The organism is Methylobacter svalbardensis (genome assembly GCF_037671525.1).
GTDB classification, from domain to species: Bacteria; Pseudomonadota; Gammaproteobacteria; order Methylococcales; family Methylomonadaceae; genus Methylobacter_A; species Methylobacter_A svalbardensis.
On the sequence record NZ_JAWPOH010000058.1, the window covers coordinates 1 to 19,855 of the forward strand.

General features: G+C 55.7%; 16 protein-coding genes and 1 pseudogene. 2 read left to right on the forward strand and 15 right to left on the reverse strand.

Going from position 1 to position 19,855, the window contains the following annotated elements:
* Positions 1 to 461 precede the first annotated feature (461 nt).
* The 3 genes from RW114_RS16440 to RW114_RS16450 all read right to left on the reverse strand — a co-directional run bounded on the left by RW114_RS16440 (position 462) and on the right by RW114_RS16450 (position 2,312).
* Positions 462 to 1,331 (reverse strand): peroxiredoxin family protein, encoded by an 870-nt coding sequence (locus tag RW114_RS16440; RefSeq protein ID WP_340123849.1) that lies wholly within the window; start codon positions 1,329 to 1,331, stop codon positions 462 to 464.
* 92 nt (positions 1,332 to 1,423) lie between these two features.
* Positions 1,424 to 1,687, reverse strand: coding sequence for a tautomerase family protein (locus RW114_RS16445; RefSeq protein ID WP_340123850.1), 264 nt, complete (start codon positions 1,685 to 1,687; stop codon positions 1,424 to 1,426).
* 46 nt (positions 1,688 to 1,733) lie between these two features.
* The gene (locus tag RW114_RS16450; protein WP_340123851.1) at positions 1,734 to 2,312 is read right to left on the reverse strand and encodes a carboxymuconolactone decarboxylase family protein; all 579 of its coding nucleotides are present in this window, start codon (positions 2,310 to 2,312) and stop codon (positions 1,734 to 1,736) included.
* Between the two features lie 180 nt (positions 2,313 to 2,492).
* Between RW114_RS16450 and RW114_RS16455 the strand changes: the two genes are divergently transcribed.
* A complete protein-coding gene (locus RW114_RS16455; protein ID WP_340123852.1) occupies positions 2,493 to 3,383 on the forward strand; it encodes an AraC family transcriptional regulator in 891 nt (296 codons plus the stop codon).
* A 55-nt stretch (positions 3,384 to 3,438) separates the two neighbouring features.
* On the opposite strand, the gene RW114_RS16460 is transcribed toward RW114_RS16455, so the two are convergent.
* From RW114_RS16460 to RW114_RS16495, 8 genes are read right to left on the reverse strand one after another with little or no spacing between them, the layout of a single operon-like run.
* The gene (locus RW114_RS16460; protein ID WP_340123853.1) at positions 3,439 to 4,461 is read right to left on the reverse strand and encodes a PepSY-associated TM helix domain-containing protein; all 1,023 of its coding nucleotides are present in this window, start codon (positions 4,459 to 4,461) and stop codon (positions 3,439 to 3,441) included.
* On the reverse strand, positions 4,458 to 5,234 hold the full coding sequence (locus tag RW114_RS16465; RefSeq protein ID WP_340123854.1) for an HpcH/HpaI aldolase family protein: 777 nt from the start codon (positions 5,232 to 5,234) through the stop codon (positions 4,458 to 4,460). The genes RW114_RS16460 and RW114_RS16465 overlap by 4 nt, the downstream gene beginning before the upstream one ends.
* Positions 5,218 to 6,444, reverse strand: a complete 1,227-nt coding sequence (locus RW114_RS16470; protein ID WP_340123855.1) for a type III PLP-dependent enzyme — start codon at positions 6,442 to 6,444, stop codon at positions 5,218 to 5,220. Before RW114_RS16470 ends, RW114_RS16465 begins: the two co-directional genes overlap by 17 nt.
* A gap of 1 nt (position 6,445) precedes the next feature.
* Positions 6,446 to 8,269 carry an IucA/IucC family protein gene (locus RW114_RS16475; RefSeq protein WP_340123856.1) on the reverse strand — a complete coding sequence of 608 codons (1,824 nt, stop codon included), beginning with the start codon at positions 8,267 to 8,269 and terminating at the stop codon, positions 6,446 to 6,448.
* A gap of 16 nt (positions 8,270 to 8,285) precedes the next feature.
* On the reverse strand, positions 8,286 to 9,461 hold the full coding sequence (locus RW114_RS16480) for an MFS transporter (RefSeq protein ID WP_340123857.1): 1,176 nt from the start codon (positions 9,459 to 9,461) through the stop codon (positions 8,286 to 8,288).
* Entirely contained in the window at positions 9,458 to 11,266 is a 1,809-nt protein-coding gene (locus RW114_RS16485; protein WP_340123858.1) for an IucA/IucC family protein, read from the reverse strand. The genes RW114_RS16480 and RW114_RS16485 overlap by 4 nt, the downstream gene beginning before the upstream one ends.
* Positions 11,266 to 12,471 (reverse strand): ATP-grasp domain-containing protein, encoded by a 1,206-nt coding sequence (locus RW114_RS16490; protein WP_340123859.1) that lies wholly within the window; start codon positions 12,469 to 12,471, stop codon positions 11,266 to 11,268. The genes RW114_RS16485 and RW114_RS16490 overlap by 1 nt, the downstream gene beginning before the upstream one ends.
* A 9-nt stretch (positions 12,472 to 12,480) precedes the next feature.
* Complete coding sequence (locus tag RW114_RS16495) at positions 12,481 to 14,616, reverse strand: TonB-dependent receptor family protein (RefSeq protein ID WP_340123860.1); 2,136 nt, start codon at positions 14,614 to 14,616, stop codon at positions 12,481 to 12,483.
* 197 nt (positions 14,617 to 14,813) lie between these two features.
* Between RW114_RS16495 and RW114_RS16500 the strand changes: the two genes are divergently transcribed.
* Complete coding sequence (locus RW114_RS16500) at positions 14,814 to 15,035, forward strand: helix-turn-helix domain-containing protein (protein WP_340123861.1); 222 nt, start codon at positions 14,814 to 14,816, stop codon at positions 15,033 to 15,035.
* A 170-nt stretch (positions 15,036 to 15,205) separates the two neighbouring features.
* Here the strand turns inward: RW114_RS16500 and RW114_RS16505 are convergent, their stop codons facing one another.
* From RW114_RS16505 to RW114_RS16520, 4 genes and pseudogenes are all read right to left on the reverse strand, one after another.
* On the reverse strand, positions 15,206 to 18,451 hold the full coding sequence (locus RW114_RS16505; RefSeq protein ID WP_340123862.1) for a type I restriction endonuclease subunit R: 3,246 nt from the start codon (positions 18,449 to 18,451) through the stop codon (positions 15,206 to 15,208).
* Entirely contained in the window at positions 18,444 to 19,463 is a 1,020-nt protein-coding gene (locus RW114_RS16510) for a Fic family protein (RefSeq protein WP_340123863.1), read from the reverse strand. The genes RW114_RS16505 and RW114_RS16510 overlap by 8 nt, the downstream gene beginning before the upstream one ends.
* Positions 19,460 to 19,681, reverse strand: a complete 222-nt coding sequence (locus tag RW114_RS16515) for a restriction endonuclease subunit S domain-containing protein (RefSeq protein ID WP_340123864.1) — start codon at positions 19,679 to 19,681, stop codon at positions 19,460 to 19,462. The genes RW114_RS16510 and RW114_RS16515 overlap by 4 nt, the downstream gene beginning before the upstream one ends.
* A gap of 49 nt (positions 19,682 to 19,730) precedes the next feature.
* Positions 19,731 to 19,855, reverse strand: a pseudogene (locus tag RW114_RS16520) (IS1595 family transposase); the annotation flags it as partial.

Genomic DNA, 19,855 nt, shown 5'->3' on the forward strand with positions numbered 1-19,855 from the left:
GGTCAGTAACATCCCCGTTAAACAAAATCCTAGCCAAGTCTTTTGTAGGTGCGTCAGCCTGGCATTGGACTTTAGCTTTCCCAGGGCTGCATCTAAATCAGTGACAAACGATTTTATAAAGTGTGCCGGCTCGTACATCAACATGGTGTTGAAATACGTGGCAGTTTACACTGATTAGCTTACCCGTTTTCCGGCTGTATTTCTAAGCTTAAAAACTTGAACATCGAGTATTAAATTTCAATCACAGGTGCACAACGCAACTCCTGCAATCCGTTAGGCAAGATACTACAAATGTTGAACTATTGATAGAAACCCGTCTAGGCAACTTTAAAGTACACCTACAAAATCCCTTGATTCCATACGCATCGCGCACAAGCAAGCATCGTAAATAACTGCCTCACAAGTTTTCCAGTCAACCGTTTTTAGTTGCCTTCATAATCAAGCTTCTGAACGTATATGAGTCAGGCCGCCTCGGGAACTACCTTATGGCGGCGCAACACCTCCAGGTAAACGTCCGGCTCAGGGCGAATACGGTAGTTGTCTGTCTCATGCGTCCAGATGACCTTGCCGTCCTTGCCGGTAATGACGACTGTCGGCAGTACGGTTTCGCTGTCGTAGCCCATCATTTGCATGCCCATCGGCAGGCCGTGAGCTTGCGCTATGCCCAGTGCGCGGGCTGCGGCGTTGCCCTCGTCGGTGATGAGATCGAAATCCACGCCGAACTTTTTCGCCAAGGTTTCGGTGTTGCTGTGCGGTTGCGGGGAGATCAGCGCAACCCGGACGCCGAGAGCGCTGATGTCTTTATACCGGCTTACCAGTTCCTTGATCTGGGCCATGCACAGGGGGCACCAGTTGCCGCGAAAGAAGATCAGGATGGCCGGTTTGTCGGCTAACTGCGCCGAGGTTACGAGGGCACCGTGGGCGTTCCTGACAGTAAAGCTGGGCAAGGTGGAGCCGATCTTGAGTTTTGCGCTGGGTTGGCGTCCGCCATAGGTTGAAAACCAGTAGGCATACAGCAAAAAACCGAACCATCCGGCCAGCGCCAATGCCGGGGCAGCAGCGCTGGCGTCTTGTCCGTACCAGGCCCAAACGGCAAGGCCGACGCCGACTGCACCCAGGAAATTAATCAATGGAAAATGGGCACTGGTGCGCGCCACGTTTTTGAACAGCATCAGCCGGGTAATCACCGTCAACAGTGGTCCGGCAGTCAGCATTGCGCCGCTCCAGGCGATTGGGTTCCCGCCTTGGTACAGCATCCATCCGGCATAACCGGCAATAACCATCACCAGCATCATGTAATTGCTGATAAATATCGATTTAAGTAGATTCATGATAAGTTTCCTGTCTGTTTTGGTTATGCGGTGCTGTAGGCGCGGATAAATCCGCACCTACAAACGCTCAAGTTATTACGAGTCAATTACTCTTACGCCTGACTCATCGCGCGAATAGCATCGGTGGTGACGGCTTGTCCGCCGACGCCCCATTGGCCCGAAGCGACATCCTCGATCAGAACCCAGGTGATCGGCCTTAAGCCTTCGCCTTCTACCGACGACTTGCATGGATGCAGGAGGTAGAGCAATGCAGGAGCAATTGCCGAGACGATCGCATCGGTGACCTTGCTGATGATTTCCTGTTTTTGTTGTAGCGATAAATAACCGCTGATGCCTTTGATTTGTACGAGTGGCATGGTGTTTCTCCTAATGATTTAAGTTGTGTGGTGGTGTATATAAAGTTCAAGCGCACTGCTTGTTGCACTGGGCAGGTGCATTCCATGCCTCGGCCTGGAATTGACTGTCCAGCGGCGCATGAATGATATGATTGGCGTAGTTGCTGAGGGTTTTCATCGTTACGCCCAGCACTACTTCCAGAACCTGCGACCGGCTGTACCCTGCGCCGATAAAGTTATCCAAGGTTGTGCCGGTTACCACACCGCGCTGCTTGACCACGGCTCGTGTGAAGGTTGCCAAGGCATCCAGTTTTTTGTCCGGCAACGGCTGTTGCTCACGCAATGCATTCACGATAGCGGCATCGGCCTTGGCCTTATGTTTGGCAAGCATTGAATGGACGGCTACGCAGTAAATGCAATGGTTTTCGACACTGGCGGCAAGCAGTACGACCTGTTGTTCGACCGGGGTTAGCGAGGTCCTGTCGAACAATGAGCCAATATCGAGATAGGCTTGTAAAACTATCGGCGATTCGGCGAAGCCGCCCAGCAAATTCGGCACAAAACCGAATTTTTGCTGTGCGCCTTCAAGTAGCGGTTGGGCAGCAAGCGGCGCATTCTGGATGGAATAAATGTTGAATTGGGACATACTGTATCTCCTGTTTTTTCGGTTAATCTCAATAGGTTTTGCTATGCAAAGGCTTGAGCTAAACGTTCATTTCGTTATCTCCGCAATGAAAAATTTCGACGGGGATAGGTTAAGCAATTCGGCTTGCCGAACCCATGCCTGTGACTCCGGGATTGTTGTCCGATTGTCCGGGAGATCGATGTGGATGCTTTAACTGCGCTGGTCAACGCGCTGAACTTGCGCGCCAAACTGGTTTATTCCGGCGGCGTTTGCGGACGCTGGTTGATGGATCACAATTCCGAAACTTCGGTTTGGTTTCATTTGCTCAGCAAGGGCCAAGGCTGGGTGCATTCGTCGAGCCGGACAACGTCGTTGGCGCTGGAAAGCGGCGATTTGATTTTGTTCCTGCCGCATGCGCCGAAGCACTTTTTGTCCTACAGCGCCGAGCATTTGCCCTGCGACGCTGCCGACACCCAGTTGACCGGTTGGGCGGGCGGCGAATCGGGATTTGTCTGCGGTGAAATCGAGCTGGCTACGCCCCGATCGTTGTTGTGGCAGGCGTTGCCCGCCGAGATTGTGATCAAGAAAAATCAAGCCGGCGACATACTGGCCAAGCTGATCGAGCTGGTTATCAGCGAGGCTTCCGGTCAGCGCTTTGGCAGCGACTCGGTGGTGGAACGGTTATGCGACAGCCTGTTCGTGCTGGTGATCCGTTACTGCATTGAGGAGAATTTGGTCGGGGAGGGGGTGTTTGCGGCCATGCAGGACAGGCGGCTGGCAACCGTGTTGGGCTTGATTCATCAGCAGCCCTGGCAACCCTGGACGGTTGCCGAACTGTGTTTCAAAGCGGGATTATCCAAAACCGTGTTATCGGAGAAATTTGCCGCCTTAATCGGCAGTTCGCCGATTGAGTATCTTAGCTCCTGGCGCTTGCAGATTGCGGCGGGCTGGCTGAAGGAGCCGGGCATGAGCGTGGAGCGGGTGGCCGAGCGTTGCGGATACGATTCGGTGCCGGCGTTCAGCAAGGCGTTCAAGCGTTATTTCGGCAACTCGCCGGGCGCGGTCCGGCGTGGGCGGAAAGCAAACGGCTGATAAATGGTGATTCCAATATCTATATCAACCTCGTGATCAAACCTCTTGTTCATAACTAGCGGCGGTGCGGCTTGATGATACGCCAGCCATGACGCAAGCCGCTGCTGATCAAAAAAAGCAGGACGAAGCCGCAAAAGACTAGCAGCCAATGGCCGTATATGCCCGGCAATTTGCCGCTATGCAGGGGATATAGCAGCATGGTCCAATGAGAGGATGGTGTTTTGAGTTTAAGCAGAGTTCCATTTTGCCCGTCTACGAACCCCCAGCTTCCGTCCAAGAAGCGAAAACGCCACGGCTGGTTCGCGGTGGCTGGAAAATAGATGCGCTCCAACGGAGAGTCGCGGTAACCATTAACCGCTGCATCGATCAATCTGGGTAATGGCAGCGTCGTTAGCTGCTGCGTGGAAGTTGGCGTCACAATCGCTGGCGGCGGGTCCAGCCATTGCATCAAAGGCCCGGCAAAATTGAGCAGCGCCCCCAGTAAGGCCAGAACGGCAATGGGACCGCCCAGCAGCAGCCCCGTTTGCCGGTGAATCGTTACTAATCCGGGGAAAAACTTTGCCCGGCGCCGCTGCCGTTTTGCCGTCGCACTGCGTCTATACCATAGCCAAAACCCCATTAGCCAAAGGAACAGCGTTCCTAAGCCGGCCATGCTAGCGGCGATCTTCCCTGGCAAGCCCAACACGCTGCCGCGGTGCAGTTCCCGCAGCCAATCCAATCCGTCCAAGTCGGCGGCATCCTTTGCCTCCAGGATGGCGGTTGTGCCGGGATCGACAAATACCAGCAGCGGTTCCGGCCCGGCCAGCCTGGCCCTTGCGCTGTGCTCCGGAGCTGTCGGCAGGAACAGCACCTCCAGGCGGTGGCGGGGATAATGGCGCCGGATGGCATCGGCCAATGCGGAGGCATTCTGTGGCTGGTAAACAGGGGTTGCCAGGCGATAAGGCAGTGCGGCATAGCGCAGGTCGTCGTAAAAGCCCAGAACAATGCCGCTGGCGGCGATAATCAATAAAGGAAGCGAAATCGCAATCCCCAGGTAAAGATGGCTAAACCACAGTTTTTTGGAAACAGCTGCGCTCATGATGATGCAGGGGTTTTCCAACTTTGCAGGTGTGCCTTGAATGCCCGGAAAGCGACGCCCCGGTCATCGCCCAGCAGGAAGGCGTGAACGCCGCGCTGAAGCCAGTATTCCTTTTGTTCCGGCAGACGCGGCACGGCACAGAACGGCACACCGTGTTTACGGCAGGCATCGGTGATAGTCAGGATGGCGGCCTGCACGTCCGGATGCTGGGCCTGGCCGGGCACGCCGTAAGATTGGGACAGGTCGATTGCTCCTTCCAGCACCAGGTCGATACCCGGCACGGAGACGATCGCGTCGATGTTCTCCACGCCGGCCCGGTCTTCGATCATGACCGCGACTAGCAGCTCGGCGTTGGCCCGTTCGAAATAGCTCGGCAGATCCAGGCTGCCGAAGCCCGTGGTGCGGCCGCCACTGATGCCGCGTTGGCCCAGCGGGTAATAGCAGCTGGCGCTGACGGCGGCTTTTGCTTCGGCACGGCTTTGCACATGAGGGACGACGATGCCTTGCGCGCCGCTGTCCAAAGCTCGCAGAATAGCACCGGCATCCATGCCGGGCACACGCACCAAGGCGGTAAGCCCGGCGCATTCTGCGGCACGGATCATGTTTTCCAGGGTTTCCGGATTGGTATTCACGTGTTCCAGATCCAGGATGACGAAGTCGTATCCGGCGTAACCCAGCATTTCCACCAGCAACGACGCCGGTACCGAATTCAGCAGCCCGTATACCGCCTTGCCGTTACGCAGGGACTGTTTCAGTTTATTGGTTTGCAGCATGAACCGGCTCCTGTGACGATAGGTAGATATGCTGCGGGTGCGGGTGACGCAGAAAATCGTGGTGCGAGATATGCCAGGCGTAGGCTCCGGCATAGGAAAACACCAACAGGTCGCCGACCCGCAACCGCTCCACCGGCGCGTCAGTGGCTAAAACGTCCTTGGGCGTGCAGAGCTGGCCTACCACGGTGATTTCGGCCTGTTCCACGCCGGGCCGGGGAAACGGATAGGGCCAGTGCTCTTGCGGCAATACGAAAAACGGATGGCTGTGCCCTTGGGCGTAAGGCGTGCGGAAATGGTGGGTGCCGCCGCGGCCGACTGCGAAATGGCGGCCGAAGCATTGCTTGATATCCAGCACCTGCATCACGTAATGGCCGCAGGCCGCCGTCAGGTAGCGGCCCGGTTCGAAGCGGATGCGCCAGTCCTGCATGTTTTCGCTGTTTACCAATGCCGCCAAGCCGGTGCTGAACGTCGGCCAGTCGAATTGCCGGTCGGGATCGCGATAATTGATACCGATGCCGCCGCCCACGTTCAGGTGGTTAATGGCTAGCTCGAAATGCTCCCGCCATTGCCGCGCCTGCTGGAAGTAACGCGCAAGCAAGGCCAGATGGGCGTCGGCATCCAACTGGTGGGACATCAGGTGGAAGTGGAAACCGTGTAAACGGACTTCCGGGTGCCGCGCCAGCCATGCCAGGCATTCGGGCAGTTGGTCTGAATCGATGCCGAACTGGGTGGCCCGGCCGCCCATGGTCAAGGTGGTGGTCGGTACGCCGTCCAGGGCCAGATTGATACGCAACAGCACATCGGCATGCCGGTTCATATTTCGGGCCAGCCAGGCGAGTCGCCGCAACTCGTCCAGGCTTTCCGCGTGCAGCAATTCCACGCCTAGCTCCAACGCGGAGGCCAGTTCCGTATCCAGCTTGCCGGGCCCGCCGAAAATCACCGGCGTGTCCGGGAAATGGCTGCGTACCCAGTCTAGTTCGCCGCCGGATGCGACCTCGAAACCGCGCACATGAGGCGCCAGGGTTTGCAGAATCGGCAGGTCGGAATTCGCCTTGACCGCATAAAAAAGTTCGCAGTTGCCCGGCAGCGTAGCGGCCAAATCGGCGGCATGCCGATCCAGTGCCGCGAGGTCGTAGATATAGGCGCACAGCGGCTCATCGGTGCAGGCGCGCCGGGCGGCTTCCGCCACGCGGGCTAATTGTCGGTTCATGTCACGCATCCCCCGGGTAGGCCAACGGGCTGGGCAACGGCAGATAGGTGGCATCGCGATCGGGACGTTTGTAAAAACGGTTGATCAGGTTGGCCTTGGCAGGGAAGGGCGCTCCGGACAGCAGGGCATTGATGCGCCGTGTCGCGTTCGGGTTGCCGTGCTGCACCAAGTAGTGGCGCAACTGGTGGCCGACGATACGCCACAGACGCGGCTCCAGGGACGGGCGTAGGGCGCTCAACTGCGCCACGGCCTCACAGAAATTGTTGACCAGCAGGCAGTAGGCGATGCGGTTCCAGCCCTGATCCTCGCTATAAAACAGCGCTTGCCGCACCCTTGCGTCGACGGCGGCTAGCGGAACCGCGTTGAATCGTCCGGCTACCAGCTTGACGCCCTCGAAATCGCGCAGCCAGACGTGGCTGGGCCAGTCACCGGTCAAGCCGATCAGTACGTTCTGCAAGTGCGGTTCGAAGACGATACCGTGGTCGAAAAAGCAATGCAGCACCGGGGGCAGCAATTGTTCGACATAGGCCGAGAACCAGTCTTCCGCTATCGCGTCCCACGGCGCGGCCTGCCTTCGCGCCAACCTGTCGATGATGTCCGCCAGCCGCACCTGGCCTCGCGTATGATTGCCGAACAGTGCGCCGGCGAGCAGCGGCGTTGCCGCGCCGGTGTCTATCGGATCCAGTCCCTGGCGCAGGATCAGGCCGAAACCTTCCGCCGCTTCCCGCTCGGCTGGGGTTTCATCGTCACTCAGTCGTACCGACGCGTAGGCGGGTTCCTCCAGTATCCGCAGGGTAGGGAATTGTGCGGCCAAGCGCGGCCCGATGGCCCGCATGATGCGGGTGACTTGCAGCGCCCCCTCCAGCTCGTAAATGGCGTTCTTGCGCACGCAATTGGTGATGCGTACATGCAGGGAACATTTGTAAAAATAGGGATTGTCCGGGTGGAACAAGGTGCGTATCGACGACGTGGCGAAATAGGCCGGTCCCTGCGGACCCAGGTCGCGTAGCCGGTCTTGTTCAAGGGCTGTCCGCACGGCCGGTCGGGACAGCAAGTAGCGCGCTTGCCAGGGATGCGCCGGCAGCAGGGCGAAATCGTCGTCCGCTTGCAGGCCGGCGGGAGCTTGGGCGGCCAGCAGGGCGTCGGCGGATTCCGGCAGCAGCGACTCCTGGAGCCAGTGTTCGCGGCGTACCGCGAAATAATGCAGCGGGAAGCTGGCGCGCAACTCCGGAGCGTAGCGTTGCACATCCGCAGCCGAAAACCCTTGCCGGCTCTTCGGGGCCGGGTGGAACGGGTGGCCGAACGCCAGCGACTGCTCGGAATCCAGATAGGCGGCCAAGGCTTCTTTGGGTTCTGCCGGTTGCGGCACGGCGAGAATCGCGCCGGTCACTGCGACGCTGTCGCGGATTTGTTCCAGCAGTTCCTCGTTGAACGGGACATCGTTTTGGCTGGCCAGATCGCGCAGCAGCAGCGTGGCCAAGGTGTGCCAGTCCAGGGGCGCCCAGGGTCGCCCCGGCGATTTGTGGTAGAAAGGCGAACGGTAGCGGTAATTGCCGGTAGGCGAAGGCTGGTCGACCACCATTAACAGACGTTCCCCGCTGTGCGGCAACAGGATGTGCATGGCTTTGCCTCCGCCTTGCCCCAATACCGCGCGTAACGCCATAGGCCAATCGCCTTGGCCGAACAGCGGGCCGATGCCGATTTGTCCGGCCGGTCCGGCGACTTCCCGGCAATAGCAACTGAGCAAGGTCTCCAGGCTGCGCTGGCTGGCTTGATCCTCGGCCGAGCAGGTTTGGTAAAAAGTTTGCAGTGCTTGATGTCCCATGATGTGTCTCCAGAAGTCAGATATTTTCGGTGCGACGGCGGTAAAAACTTGAAACTGCCAGCCAAGCGGCGGCGGCGGTCATAATCCCGCCGCCGAGTAAAAAAGGTGCGTGCGGGCCTAACCTGTCCACTAGGGCTCCGGCGGTCAGGCCGGCGGCTACTGCGCCCCATTTCGAGCCGCTTTCCAGCCAGCCGAAGGTGCGTCCGGCATTGCCTTTGCGCACCAGCGCAGCTATTAGCGCATGCAGTACAATAAAGCTGCCGGTCATGGCCAAGCCCATCAGCATCCGCCACAGAATCAACCCTGTCAGGCTTTGCGTCTGGGCCTGGCCGAACAGAGCGATGGCCATTAACAGGAATATCCCTGCCAGCCCGGCCGGCGACGCCCGTTGCCCGAAACGGTAGGTTAAGACGCCGGCCGTGACCAGGTAAAGCAGGTTGGGCAGACCGAACAGCAGGCCGGCCAATTCGACAGAAACCGATCCCAGGCCTTGGGCGTAAGGGATAAAGTAGGGGAAGGTGGCGACGGTGGCGAATACGAAAGCAAATTGCAACAGGTAAACGTTGTTTGCCGGTAGCAATGGTTGGCCGACGACGGTATTTTTCGGCCGATAGTCGTCGTGTTGTGCGGTCTGCGCGGGTTCGGGCAGTAGCCAAAGCAGCAAGGCGGCGGCCAGCGGCAGCAGGGCCAGATAGCGGTAAAGCTCTATCGGCGAAACCGAGGCGGCGAACAGCCCGAGCACGGCGGGCGCGACCACCAGGGCGGCGCGCGCGGAGCCTTGCATCAGGGTCAGACTGCGGGCCAGGGCGGGACCGCTGGACATTGTCGCCAGATAGGCATTGGACGCGGCGAAGGTGCCGCCCAGCATCCCCTGCAAAGCCAAGGCCAGAAAGAATAGTGTGGTGTTATTGCTGTAGCCGGCCAACAGGAAACTTGCCGACAGCCCCAATTGCGCACGCAGCAGTGAGACTTTTTTGCCGATGCGGTCGGCAAACAGACCCCACCAGGGACTGGACAGCGCCGTGAAAAACGTCGGGACGACGTAAAACCAGCCGACCAGGTAAGCGTTGCTGTTGTGCAGCGACTTGCTGAGTATCAGCGCGAAGAATGGCGGCATGCCGAGGGCGGCGAAAGCTGCGATAAAGTGGCAAAACATGACGACCATCACCATGCGGCGCTGGGCGATAGTCACAAGCTCTCCTTCAGAAAGTTAGGCCCGCTTTTGCCGTAGAATTTGTTGACGTCGACGGCGCCCGTTGCGGCTTTGGGTTTCAGGCTGGCCGCAGTGAGCAGGTATTTGACGTATTGCCGGTCGTCTTCCAGCAGGATGCGACGCGCCAAAGCGGTATCTTCCCCTTGCCCGGCCAGTTCCGTGAGCAGCGCCGCTATCTTGTCGCGCACACAGCCGTATAGTTGCCGGCGGGTCAAGTGGCCGATGCCAGCCAATCCTTCGATCAGAACGGCCACATTGAGCTGCAAGGTGATGGTGGTGAACATCTGCGCCAGCGGCAATTCGTCGTCCACTACGATGCGGCGATCCTGCAAGCCGTCCACGAATGCCGCCAGTGTCGGCCAACCGGCGGCGAGGCGGGCGCCATGGATGCGCGGCGCGTCGTTATCCTTCAGCAACAAGCGCAAGGCCGGCGTCCCGGTGCCGAGCACCAGCATGGAATTTTGCTGGTTGGATTCCAGCGCGATGCCATAGCGTAACCAGAAAACCAGGTGAGTGCGCAAAGTCGCCTCCAGATAGGCGTCGAGAAAATCCTCCAGCCGACCGGCAAAAAAACGCTGCGCCAGTTCTTCTGCCACCAGCAGGCCGTGCGGCGTTGCCGCGAGCAGGCCCGCCACCGGCACCACCGTAGCCCGCTCCAGTCCCGCCGGATAACGCCGCAGGATGTAACCCAGCTCGGGCAGGTGGTTGATATGGGCGCCAATGCTTTCATCGGTCAGCAGCAAGCGGCCGGAGATGTCCGCGTCCTGCGCCGCTATACGGCCCAGCAGGCTTTGCACGGCATGGCCGTCGGCGATGGTGCCGGGCTTGATGGTACGTATGTTCTTGCCGCCCAAGGTGCGGATGGCCATCGGCAATTTGATGTGCAGTCCCGGCCTGCCTTGCACCGCCAGGGTACGTACCGACAAGGTGGGCAGAACGTCCAGATGGGGTTTTGGCGCAAGCAGGAGTTTGCCTTGCAAGCCGTTCGCCTCCGTCAGGGCATCCAGCATACGGCGTGTAAACAACGGATGAACCGGCAGCAGCATGTGCTCGTCGCTCAATCGGGCGTCGAGGCCGACTTCTGCAAAGCCGGGACAGAGTCCTTGCAGGCTTGCCGCAGCCTCCGGCCCGAAATGAATATCCTTGGCCACCGCTACCCAGCGCAACTGAAAAGGGCGTTGGAATTCCGGCGCGTATAAGGCGAGATCGTCGGGTGAAAGACCCAGTTTGGCGCGCGCCGTGGGATATAAAGGGTGATCGAGAAACGCGGCCAGCCGCTCGTAGTGCAACTGCCGGTCTTGCCAGTGCGGGCTGAGCTGCGCATATTGGCTGCTATGCTGCACTTCGGCAAAATATCGCTGCCGCTCTTGTGCGCACAAGATGCCGTGCTCGACGGCGGTGAGGCATTCCCGGGCATAGTCTGTGAAGCCTGCGGCCGAAGCTTGGTCCAGTCCTTGCCGGAACAGCACGAGAATGGCGGATATGTCGTTCAACCGATCATTGCCGTTGCTGCTTTGCCACACCAGCGGAAGGTCGTACAAAGCCCATTCCTGCATGAATGTACAAGGCCGGACCGGAATCCACAGGCAGCCGTCGCCCAGATGCTCGACGGCGAGCCAGTGACTGGGCCGCACCGGCGGATCGGACCATGGCGCGTCGGCTGCAGCGACAATTTTCCCCCGGCTTACCGTTTCCCGCACATCTTCCCGCAACAGCGCATCAACGACGCGCCGGCAGATATAGTCCTGCTGGTTTTTGTCCGCGACTCCGTGCTGTACGCTCATCAACGGATCTCCCACGCCAAGCCTGCGCCGGCTTGCGCCAAGGCTTGATGCACGGTATCCGCATCCGAGCCGACGCCGGTTAAAACGCCCAGGTAATCCTTATTGGAATGCGTGATCGCTATGGTGTCACCGGCCTGGCGCAAGACGCGAAGCCCGATGTCGACGGTTCCGCCGCGACGGCTGAACGGTGTGGGGGCGGTGATGATTTGGCCATCTATAACAGGCGTCAGATAGCGTATCGCGGCTGCGCGCGGCGCCAACGACAAGGCCGACAGCGGTTCGCCCAGGTGCAGCCGCAGCACGGTTTCGAACAGCGGGATGCCCAGCGTCTGCTCCAGCAGGAAATCGCGCCGGTCGCCGATACAGCGGTAATTGATTTCGATCAGGCGCGGTCCTTGTGCGGTCAACACGAATTCCGTATGGCAGGCACCGAAGCCGACGCCGAAACGAATGATCTGGTTCAGTACCTCCTGCTGCTTTGCCAGCTCGCTGCTCCAGTCGGCTTCCAGTTCGACGAAGTGCGGCGGTGCCGACAGCCGAACATGAAATCCGCCCAGGGCTTGCAATCCTTTGCCGTCGCCCAATGTTTCCAGGGTACACAAGGGACCTTCGAGGTATTCTTCCAATAGCATGACTTGGCCGGGCCGAGTTTGCCAAACCGATTGGCAGTGGGCGGCGAGTTCGGCGTAATCGCGCGCCAAACCGACTTCCTGGCTGGCGACGCCTTCGCGCGGTTTGACTACGCAGGGGAAGCCTACCTCGGCTGCGGCCTGCGCCAGGCTTTCCAATTCCGATGCTACGGCGTACCGTATCGTTTCGATACCTTGCTCGCTGAGGTAGGTGCGCATTTCAGCCTTGTTCTTGGCGCGGTAAGTTACATGCCAGTTCTTGCCGGGCAGTCTGAAATAGTCGGCGACAATCGCAGTGCTGGCTTGCAGGTGATCGCTGTTGGAAAAAATCGCCGCCGGTTTCTGCCCGCGTCGGCTTATCGCCTCAATCACGGCTAACGGATTGAACACGTCGCAAGCGATGATGGCCTCCGGATAGGCCGGCAGCCCGCTTTGGCTAAAGTGCTGGCGGTGCGCTTCGGCCTGATCGGTCAATAGCACCGGCGACAGGCCGAGGCGGCGCGCCGCCGGCAGGAAGCCGTCGTTGACCGATTCGGTCGGGACATGAGTCAGCAGAATCAATTCTTGGTTAGGCATGAGTTTTCCTTATAGATCCATTTGCAGGCTGAGCATCACCGCGCGTCCCGGTCCCGGCATTCGGCCCAGGCTGGTATCCACGCCGCGGAAGTAGTAGTCCTGATTGAACAGGTTGTTGCCGGCAAGGCCGACCCGCATGTTGGCCTTGTCTACACGGAAATCCTTGGTGATTTGGGCGTTCCACAGCCAGTAGTCCGGTATCTTGCCTCTATCGCCAATGGCGTTTTCCGGCACGGTGTTGGCCGCATCGGTGTATGCGGAACTCAGGTACGAGCCGTTGACGTTGAAATTGACAGTATCGATGCGGTAATTGCCTTGCAAGTTAATTTGATGATGCGAACTGAACGGCACTTCGTTATTTTTAAACGCGACTTGCGATGTGCCGCTGAACAGGTTGTTCAACTGCTGTGTGTCCACATAGGTGTAGCCCGCCTTGAGATCGAGGCCGGCCAGGAAGGACGGGCGCCAGTCCAGTTCGGTTTCATAGCCCTGATGCTGGGCTTGGCCGAGGTTGCGGAACCTGGTGGTGCCGTTTTCCACGACGCCGACGATTTGATTGTCAAAGTCAATGCGGAAATAACTGAACGTGGCGTCGAGCTCCGATAGTGGCGACACACGCAAGCCGGCTTCGTAGTTCCAGGCTTTTTCCACACCGGTATCGCCTTCCAGGGTGATTTGGGTGAATTGCACCGGCTGCAAGGATTTGTGTAGATTACCGAACAGGAATATTTTATCCGGCCATAAGTGGAAGCCTACGTCGAGGCCGGGCAGCAGTTCGTTGCTGCGATTGTCGACGACCTTGCCGGTCAGCTGGTTGTTGCTGGACTGGTCGATCCATTCCACACGCAAGCCCGGCGTGACGCTAAGCCGCTCATTCCACACGCTCAAGGTGTCGCTGGCATAGAGTGCAAAGGCATCGGTGCCGAAATGGAAGTCCTGGGCATTGGTGACCTTGCCGGTGCTCAGGCGGCGCCGGTCGACTCCCTGCTCGACGTCTTCGCTGACGTAACGTCCGCCCAAGGTGAATTTGTGGTCCAGCCAGCCGGTCTTGGCGCCTACGGTTAGGCGCGGCTCGGTGCCGTAAACGGTGAATGTGCGCGGGCTGGTTTGTTCGCCGTCGGATACCTTGGACGGATCGAGGTTACAGGAGGTCGCGGCAGCATTGAGCAGACAGCCGACGGTGAACTCCCTGTCGCTGGTGTGAGCAAAATTGGTCCAGTTGAATTCAGCCGGACTGCCGAAAAGGTCGAAATTTTGGTTGTAGACCAAATGTCCCTTTACAGTATCGCCCTGGAATTTATCGTGCGGTCGTTGCGACTGAAAACGATCCTGTTCGTAGGCCTTTGGCGACAGGCTGCCGGGGAGTTGGGTATCGGTGTTGTAATACTGCAATCCGGCCTTGATGTCGGCGTTGTCGGTGACGAACCAGTGGGCATCCAACGCCAAATTTTCCACTTCCGTACCCGAATGGGCGCGAGACGAATCGCCAAGCAGCGTATTGGCCTGGAATTGCAGGCCCAGCCTGTCGTTCACGAAGCCGCCGGCGCGCAGGTAGCTGTCGGTAAGCACGTTGCCGGTGTCGGTGGAAATGGTCAGCGCCTCCCTGATGGTGGCGCTGAACTTATCCGGGATCGGTTTGCTGATGAAATTGATGACGCCGCCCACATTATTCGGCCCATAGCGGACAGCCGCCCCGCCGCGCACTACATCGACGCTTTCTACGGTTTGCATGGTCAGCGGAAACATCGACAAGCCCGTCTGTCCGTAAGGCGCCAAGGCGATAGGGATGCCATCGACCAGCACCAGCGTGCGGGAGCTGCGCCTGGGGTCCAATCCGCGCACGCCGATATTCGGCAGAATGCCGGTGCCGGTTTCATCCTGGGCGCGGACGCCCGGCACCAAGCGCAACGCGTCTTCCAGCGTGCGAGCGCCGGCCTGTTGCAATTCGGTGTCGGTGACCACGGAGCGACCCCCCGGATAGGTGCGAACGTTGTCCTTAGTCGGCGGCCCCAGCCAGTCTCCTTCGACCGTGATTTCTTCCAATATGGCAGTGTCTTGTTTTTGCTCCGCAGCAGCTAGCGGCAATGAAGCTAGATAGGCACTACCGGCTAAGGTGATGGCCATGCGAGTGGTCGCGCGTTTCATGATAAGGCTCCTTGATAACCCAGTTGTTATTGTTCGTATAGAGAAAGAGAAGTGCAAACGACTTTAACGTTAATGAGAATGATTGTCAATTAGATTAATCGAGGGGTTTATTTTATTCGCTTAGGCGGCAAAGCGGGCATATTGCTTATCGGTCTGAGCCTGATTGTGATTTGGAGGGCAGTGTGGGTGGGCGGAGTTTGCAAAGGTCTGTTACTGAACATATCGCTTGGCGGCTGCAAGTCGAGACACGCTGGCTTAATAGAGTCGGGCAGGATGTAGGGCGGGTGGCAGAGCGTTGCGGATACGATTCGGTACCGGCGTTCAGCAAGGCGTTCAAGCGTTATTTTGGCATCTCGGCGCAGTCGGGAAGCAAACGAGACTGTGAAAGTATTATCCCAAACAGGTTAAAAAACGATTAACCACAGAGGACACGAAGAACACGAACTACCGTCCGTTATGACTGCCGTGATCAGAAAAACCAGCAAAGAACAGTAAAACGGTTGATGTCTTAATCAAAATAAAAGGTAATCGTGTCATCTCCAGCTACCCGTATTAATGTGTCTACACCATTAATCCTATACATATGTTACTACCCTTGTGTATAAATCGGTGAAGGCACTGCCGGGTAAGCTCGATACACGTGCCAGTAAACACTTTGCGCCAGGGTTTGAATATCTTTGTCGCTGTAATCTTCCTCTGGCAGACCTGTTTTATCTTCGTATAAAAAGTCGAAAATTTGCTGCTTGACCGCATCACGAGTGGCTTCCTTATCACGCCAGTTAGCAATTTTCAGGCTCTCTGCTTTCAAGGTTTCCAGTAACTGAACGGCAACTGTTTTAATTTTGTCAGTTTCCTTTTTGCTTAGGTCAGGCTTTCTCAGAAGATCAAATAGTGCCAGGGTTTCTTCGGTTAAATTTTCCCGCACTGCTCTACTTTCTTCTTTATCCAGACCATCAACCAGCTTGATCAAAGCTTCAAAGGTCTTCTCGATGGTGATTCGGTCTTTTTCCCGGTTGTATTCTTTAACCAGCTTTTCGTAATGTTCCTGGTAATCGGTGCGTAGCGGGTTTTGCATCAGCAATCTATTAAGTTTGCTTTCCACCGCATCTTTCAAACTTTGCACGGTAGTACGCTTAGTTGTAGAGGCCTCAAATTCTTTACGTAAACGCTCAAAGTCAATTTTACTAATGTCGTAAACATCATTGCCCTCGGCCCTTGGCTCACGGACTCCCTGCTGTGTATGAATGGTCTCATCAACGATACCATGTAATTGTCGGATAATATCGGTGATGTCAGCTTGTTCCCGATCAGCTTGCAAGCGTTTGTAAATAATATCGATGCCATCACGTCCATCACGTTGAGTATTTACCCCCGGCACATTGATACAGGCTTTAAACTTTTTAAATACCTCTCGCGCCATCACTTCATAGCGTTTACGGGTCTGGTCGTTTTCGTTCACCGCTTCTTTGGCTTCATCAATAGCCTTATTCCGGGCAAAGCCTTGTTTTTCAATAATGTCGTCTAACTTAAAACCTTGTAGGCCCAGGAATTCCCTTACTAAAGCAACCGATTCGACCAACTCAACCAATAGTTCTTCGTTGGGTCTGGTCGGGTCATTTTCACCTTCTTTACCGCCGTGGCCACTGTCACCTCGCCCTGCAAAGGTAGCCAATGCTTTCCGAAGGTTCCTTAAAATGCCGCAGTAATCGACAATCAGGCCATTATTTTTACCCTCAGCCACACGGTTAGCACGGGCTATGGCCTGCATCAGCGTATGAGCTCTAAGTGGTTTGTCTAGGTATAACGTTGCCAGTGTTGGCACGTCAAAGCCGGTCAGCCACATAGCACAGACTATTGCCACACGAAATGGGTGCTCCGGTTTCTTAAACGCTGTTTCCATGTCCAAGCGTTTACCGTCTTCCAGCAGGTAGCCTTCTTTTATCAATCGACGATGCGGGGTAATATCCAAATCCCACTTTTTAAACTTTTCCATTTCGCCTTGTTCTTCACTGACGACCACGGCGATTTGCGTCTCCTGCATCCAGGCAATCTGCCGCCTACGCCAAACATCATTCTGTTCGTCGGTGGCTGTATTCAAGTCTTTTTCTAACTGAAGGAGATGCTGTTGCCAGTAAAATTCGATCAGCTTATGCATCCGCACGCAGGTGATTTTATCCAGACAAACAAACATCGCCTTTCCCGATTCCCAGCCGTTTGCGTAATGCCAAACAAAGTCTTCGGCAATCTGACTCAAGCGTTTGCTACAGGTAATGATGTGGTAATCGCGTTTCAGTTCACGTTCCAAGCGTTGCTGGACATCAATATCGTCAATTTCCAGCTCTTCCAGCTTGGCAGCTATCTTCTCATTCAAGTTTTTGGGATCAGCAACGCTGTGTTGAACGCCATCATCGTCAACAAACGTGAGCTCTTCACCTCGTGCATCGTAATAAAGCGGTACCGTTGCGTTATCTTCTACCGCACGTTGAAAGTCATAGGTCGAAATGTAATTACCAAACACCTTACGGGTAATCTCGTCATCCTTAAACAAAGGTGTACCGGTAAAGCCAATAAAGCTGGCATTCGGTAGGGCATTGCGCATATTCAGTGACAAAAGGCCATACTGGGTACGGTGGGCTTCATCAGTGATAACAATAACGTCATCACGCTCGGTGTAGGGATTATTCGGATCAATCTTTTGGTTAAACTTTTGGATCAGCGAGAACACATAGGTTTTTTGCTGGCCTAACAACTCTTGCAAATGAGTTCCGCTTGCGGCACGGCACGGGTCTTTATCGTTATTCACCAATCCGCAACCGCCAAAAGTGTTGTAAATCTGAGTGTCCAGATCATCACGGTCGGTTAACACCACAAAACTGTAATTACCACCCAGTTTACGATGGACTTTACGGGCAAAGAACACAATCGAGTAGGACTTCCCAGAGCCTTGGGTATGCCAGAATACGCCCAGCTTGCCCAAACGCGCTTTGCGATCCTTGACCGCTTCAACGGCACGATTTGCCCCTAAAAACTGGTGATTACGGGCGACAATTTTCACCATCTTGCCAGCACTTTCGTCAAACAGAATATAGTTTTCAAATATATCCATCAGGTTGGCTTTACTGCATGTCCCTTTCAGCAAAGTCTCCATATCCACGACACCAAGACTGTCTTCATGCAGACGTTTCCAGTCGTTAAAGTGTTCAAACTTACTGGTGATAGAGCCTATTTTTGCATCCACACCATTAGCCAGAATAACAAAGGCATTATGGTGGAACAAAAGAGGCACGGTGTCCTTATAATCGGCAAAGTTCTGTTCATAAGCTGCCTTGATATCTTTTTGCAAGCTCTTCAGCTCCATGAACACCAACGGGATTCCATTCACAAATCCCACCACATCGGCACGGCGGCGGTAAAGGTCACCTCTGATCCAAAACTCACGTACCGCCAGAAAATGATTGTTTTCCGGACTATCAAAATCAAACAGACGCAGGCGTTTTTTTACCAGCTCACCTTTGTCATTACGAAAGCTGACCTGTACGCCATTTTTATGCAGCTGGTCTTTATCATAGTTGGTTGCCAGCATCACCGAACTGGAACTGACTTCAACAATGATACCCAGAGCAGCCTTATAAGCCTCCAACAGTAAACCGGGGTTTAACTGCATCAGCTTCTCGCCTAAATAGCGAGTAAGCACCACTTCGCCATCATGGCTGCGACCCAGCGTACCCTCCTTGCCAAAGACCTCATGATAAGCATAAATCGACTCATCCCACCCCAACTCATTGAGCAAATAATCAGCAGTTGTAGCCTGTACCAGCGTGTCTTCGTTATACATCGGATTCCCTGTTTTCCTTGATCTGAACTTGCCAATGTCCGGCTTTTGTCGAACCAATACGCTTTATCGCGCCTTGCTGTTGCAGCTTTTGTAGATGACGCTCAATGGTGCGCGAACTCATGCCTAACTGAGTAGCCAATGTGGGAATAGTCAAGTCGGGCGATCGGTACAAGGCTTGAATAATCACTAACGCTGTTTCTCCCGACACTTGCGCCGCCAATTCTACCGACAGTGTTGACGGTGATTCTATCTCAATCCCTGCTCTCAACGCCTGCGCCAAAGCACCGAGCATAAATTCAATAAATACGGTGCAATCACTGGCTTGATCTGCCGCACCCAGTACCTGGTAATAATCGCTTTGCTGATCTCGAATAATCGTTTCAACCGGCAGATAAGCCATTTCCGTACGCCACTGGCTCAAAATCAAAGTCTGCCACAAACGACTCAGGCGACCGTTGCCGTCACTGAACGGATGTATAAATTCAAACTCATAATGAAACACACAACTGGCGATCAACGGGTGACTGTCAGTCGTAGCAAGCCAACCCAGCAAATCATTCATTAGACGGGGAATTTGTGTTGCGGGAGGTGCCATGTGAACCAACTCCTGTTCCCGAAAGATACCCACCCCACCACTACGCCATTGCCCGGCATTATCGATCAGGCCCAGCATCAGCCGTTCATGTGCTGCTCGCAAATGTACACCGTTGGTGGCTTGCCAATCGAATAACTGTTCGTAAGCGGCAAAAGCATTGCGTACTTCCTGAATTTCCCGTGGCAAGCCAAGTACCTGCTTGCCTTCCAAAATGGCGGTGACTTGTTCCAGTGACAGGCTGTTGTGTTCAATCGCCAAAGATGCCTGAATGGTACGGATGCGGTTATCGCGCCTAAGTTGCGGCGATAATGCGCCTTGGTGACTGGCTGACCAACGCCCCAGCAATTCGCTGATCTCGGCAACGGCATTGAGTATCTTTGTCGTAATACTGTAGGGAGGTTGGTAGCCTTTGCTCATACGCTGATCGTTCCGTTCATTAGGCGGGGGAGCAGTAAGTCGCGGGCTTCGGCGAGTTTCGCGTTGTATTCTTGAAGTTTTTCAATCTGCGAAAATATCGGTAAAACTTGTTCATCAAACTCGCATATAAAGCGACTTTCCGGGCAAAGCACATCAACTTTATGAACATCATTTCGATTTAGAGTTGGGACTGCTGCTCCACCGTTGTAGTTTTCCAATTTCATTGCTCGAAGTAGAAATGTAGCAAAAATGGGTGATACTTTTTGGCTATGTCATCGTTAAATATTGAAAATTCCCCAGAGCAGCATTGAGTAGGGTTTCCGGCGTGAGTTGGCAGTGTTGTTCAAAAGCCCGTCGCCAGCCCAGGTAGTTTGGCAAGTATTTGGTAGCTA

Bases quoted from the DNA above. Each gene is read 5' to 3' on its own strand.
- RW114_RS16485 (WP_340123858.1), bottom strand. From the start codon at position 11,266: ATGAGCGTACAGCACGGAGTCGCGGACAAAAACCAGCAGGACTATATC.
- RW114_RS16470 (WP_340123855.1), bottom strand. From the start codon at position 6,444: ATGAACCGACAATTAGCCCGCGTGGCGGAAGCCGCCCGGCGCGCCTGC.
- RW114_RS16440 (WP_340123849.1), bottom strand. From the start codon at position 1,331: ATGAATCTACTTAAATCGATATTTATCAGCAATTACATGATGCTGGTG.
- RW114_RS16475 (WP_340123856.1), bottom strand. From the start codon at position 8,269: ATGGGACATCAAGCACTGCAAACTTTTTACCAAACCTGCTCGGCCGAG.
- RW114_RS16460 (WP_340123853.1), bottom strand. From the start codon at position 4,461: ATGAGCGCAGCTGTTTCCAAAAAACTGTGGTTTAGCCATCTTTACCTG.
- RW114_RS16450 (WP_340123851.1), bottom strand. From the start codon at position 2,312: ATGTCCCAATTCAACATTTATTCCATCCAGAATGCGCCGCTTGCTGCC.
- RW114_RS16495 (WP_340123860.1), bottom strand. From the start codon at position 14,616: ATGAAACGCGCGACCACTCGCATGGCCATCACCTTAGCCGGTAGTGCC.
- RW114_RS16510 (WP_340123863.1), bottom strand. From the start codon at position 19,463: ATGAGCAAAGGCTACCAACCTCCCTACAGTATTACGACAAAGATACTC.
- RW114_RS16490 (WP_340123859.1), bottom strand. From the start codon at position 12,471: ATGCCTAACCAAGAATTGATTCTGCTGACTCATGTCCCGACCGAATCG.
- RW114_RS16505 (WP_340123862.1), bottom strand. From the start codon at position 18,451: ATGTATAACGAAGACACGCTGGTACAGGCTACAACTGCTGATTATTTG.
- RW114_RS16465 (WP_340123854.1), bottom strand. From the start codon at position 5,234: ATGCTGCAAACCAATAAACTGAAACAGTCCCTGCGTAACGGCAAGGCG.
- RW114_RS16445 (WP_340123850.1), bottom strand. From the start codon at position 1,687: ATGCCACTCGTACAAATCAAAGGCATCAGCGGTTATTTATCGCTACAA.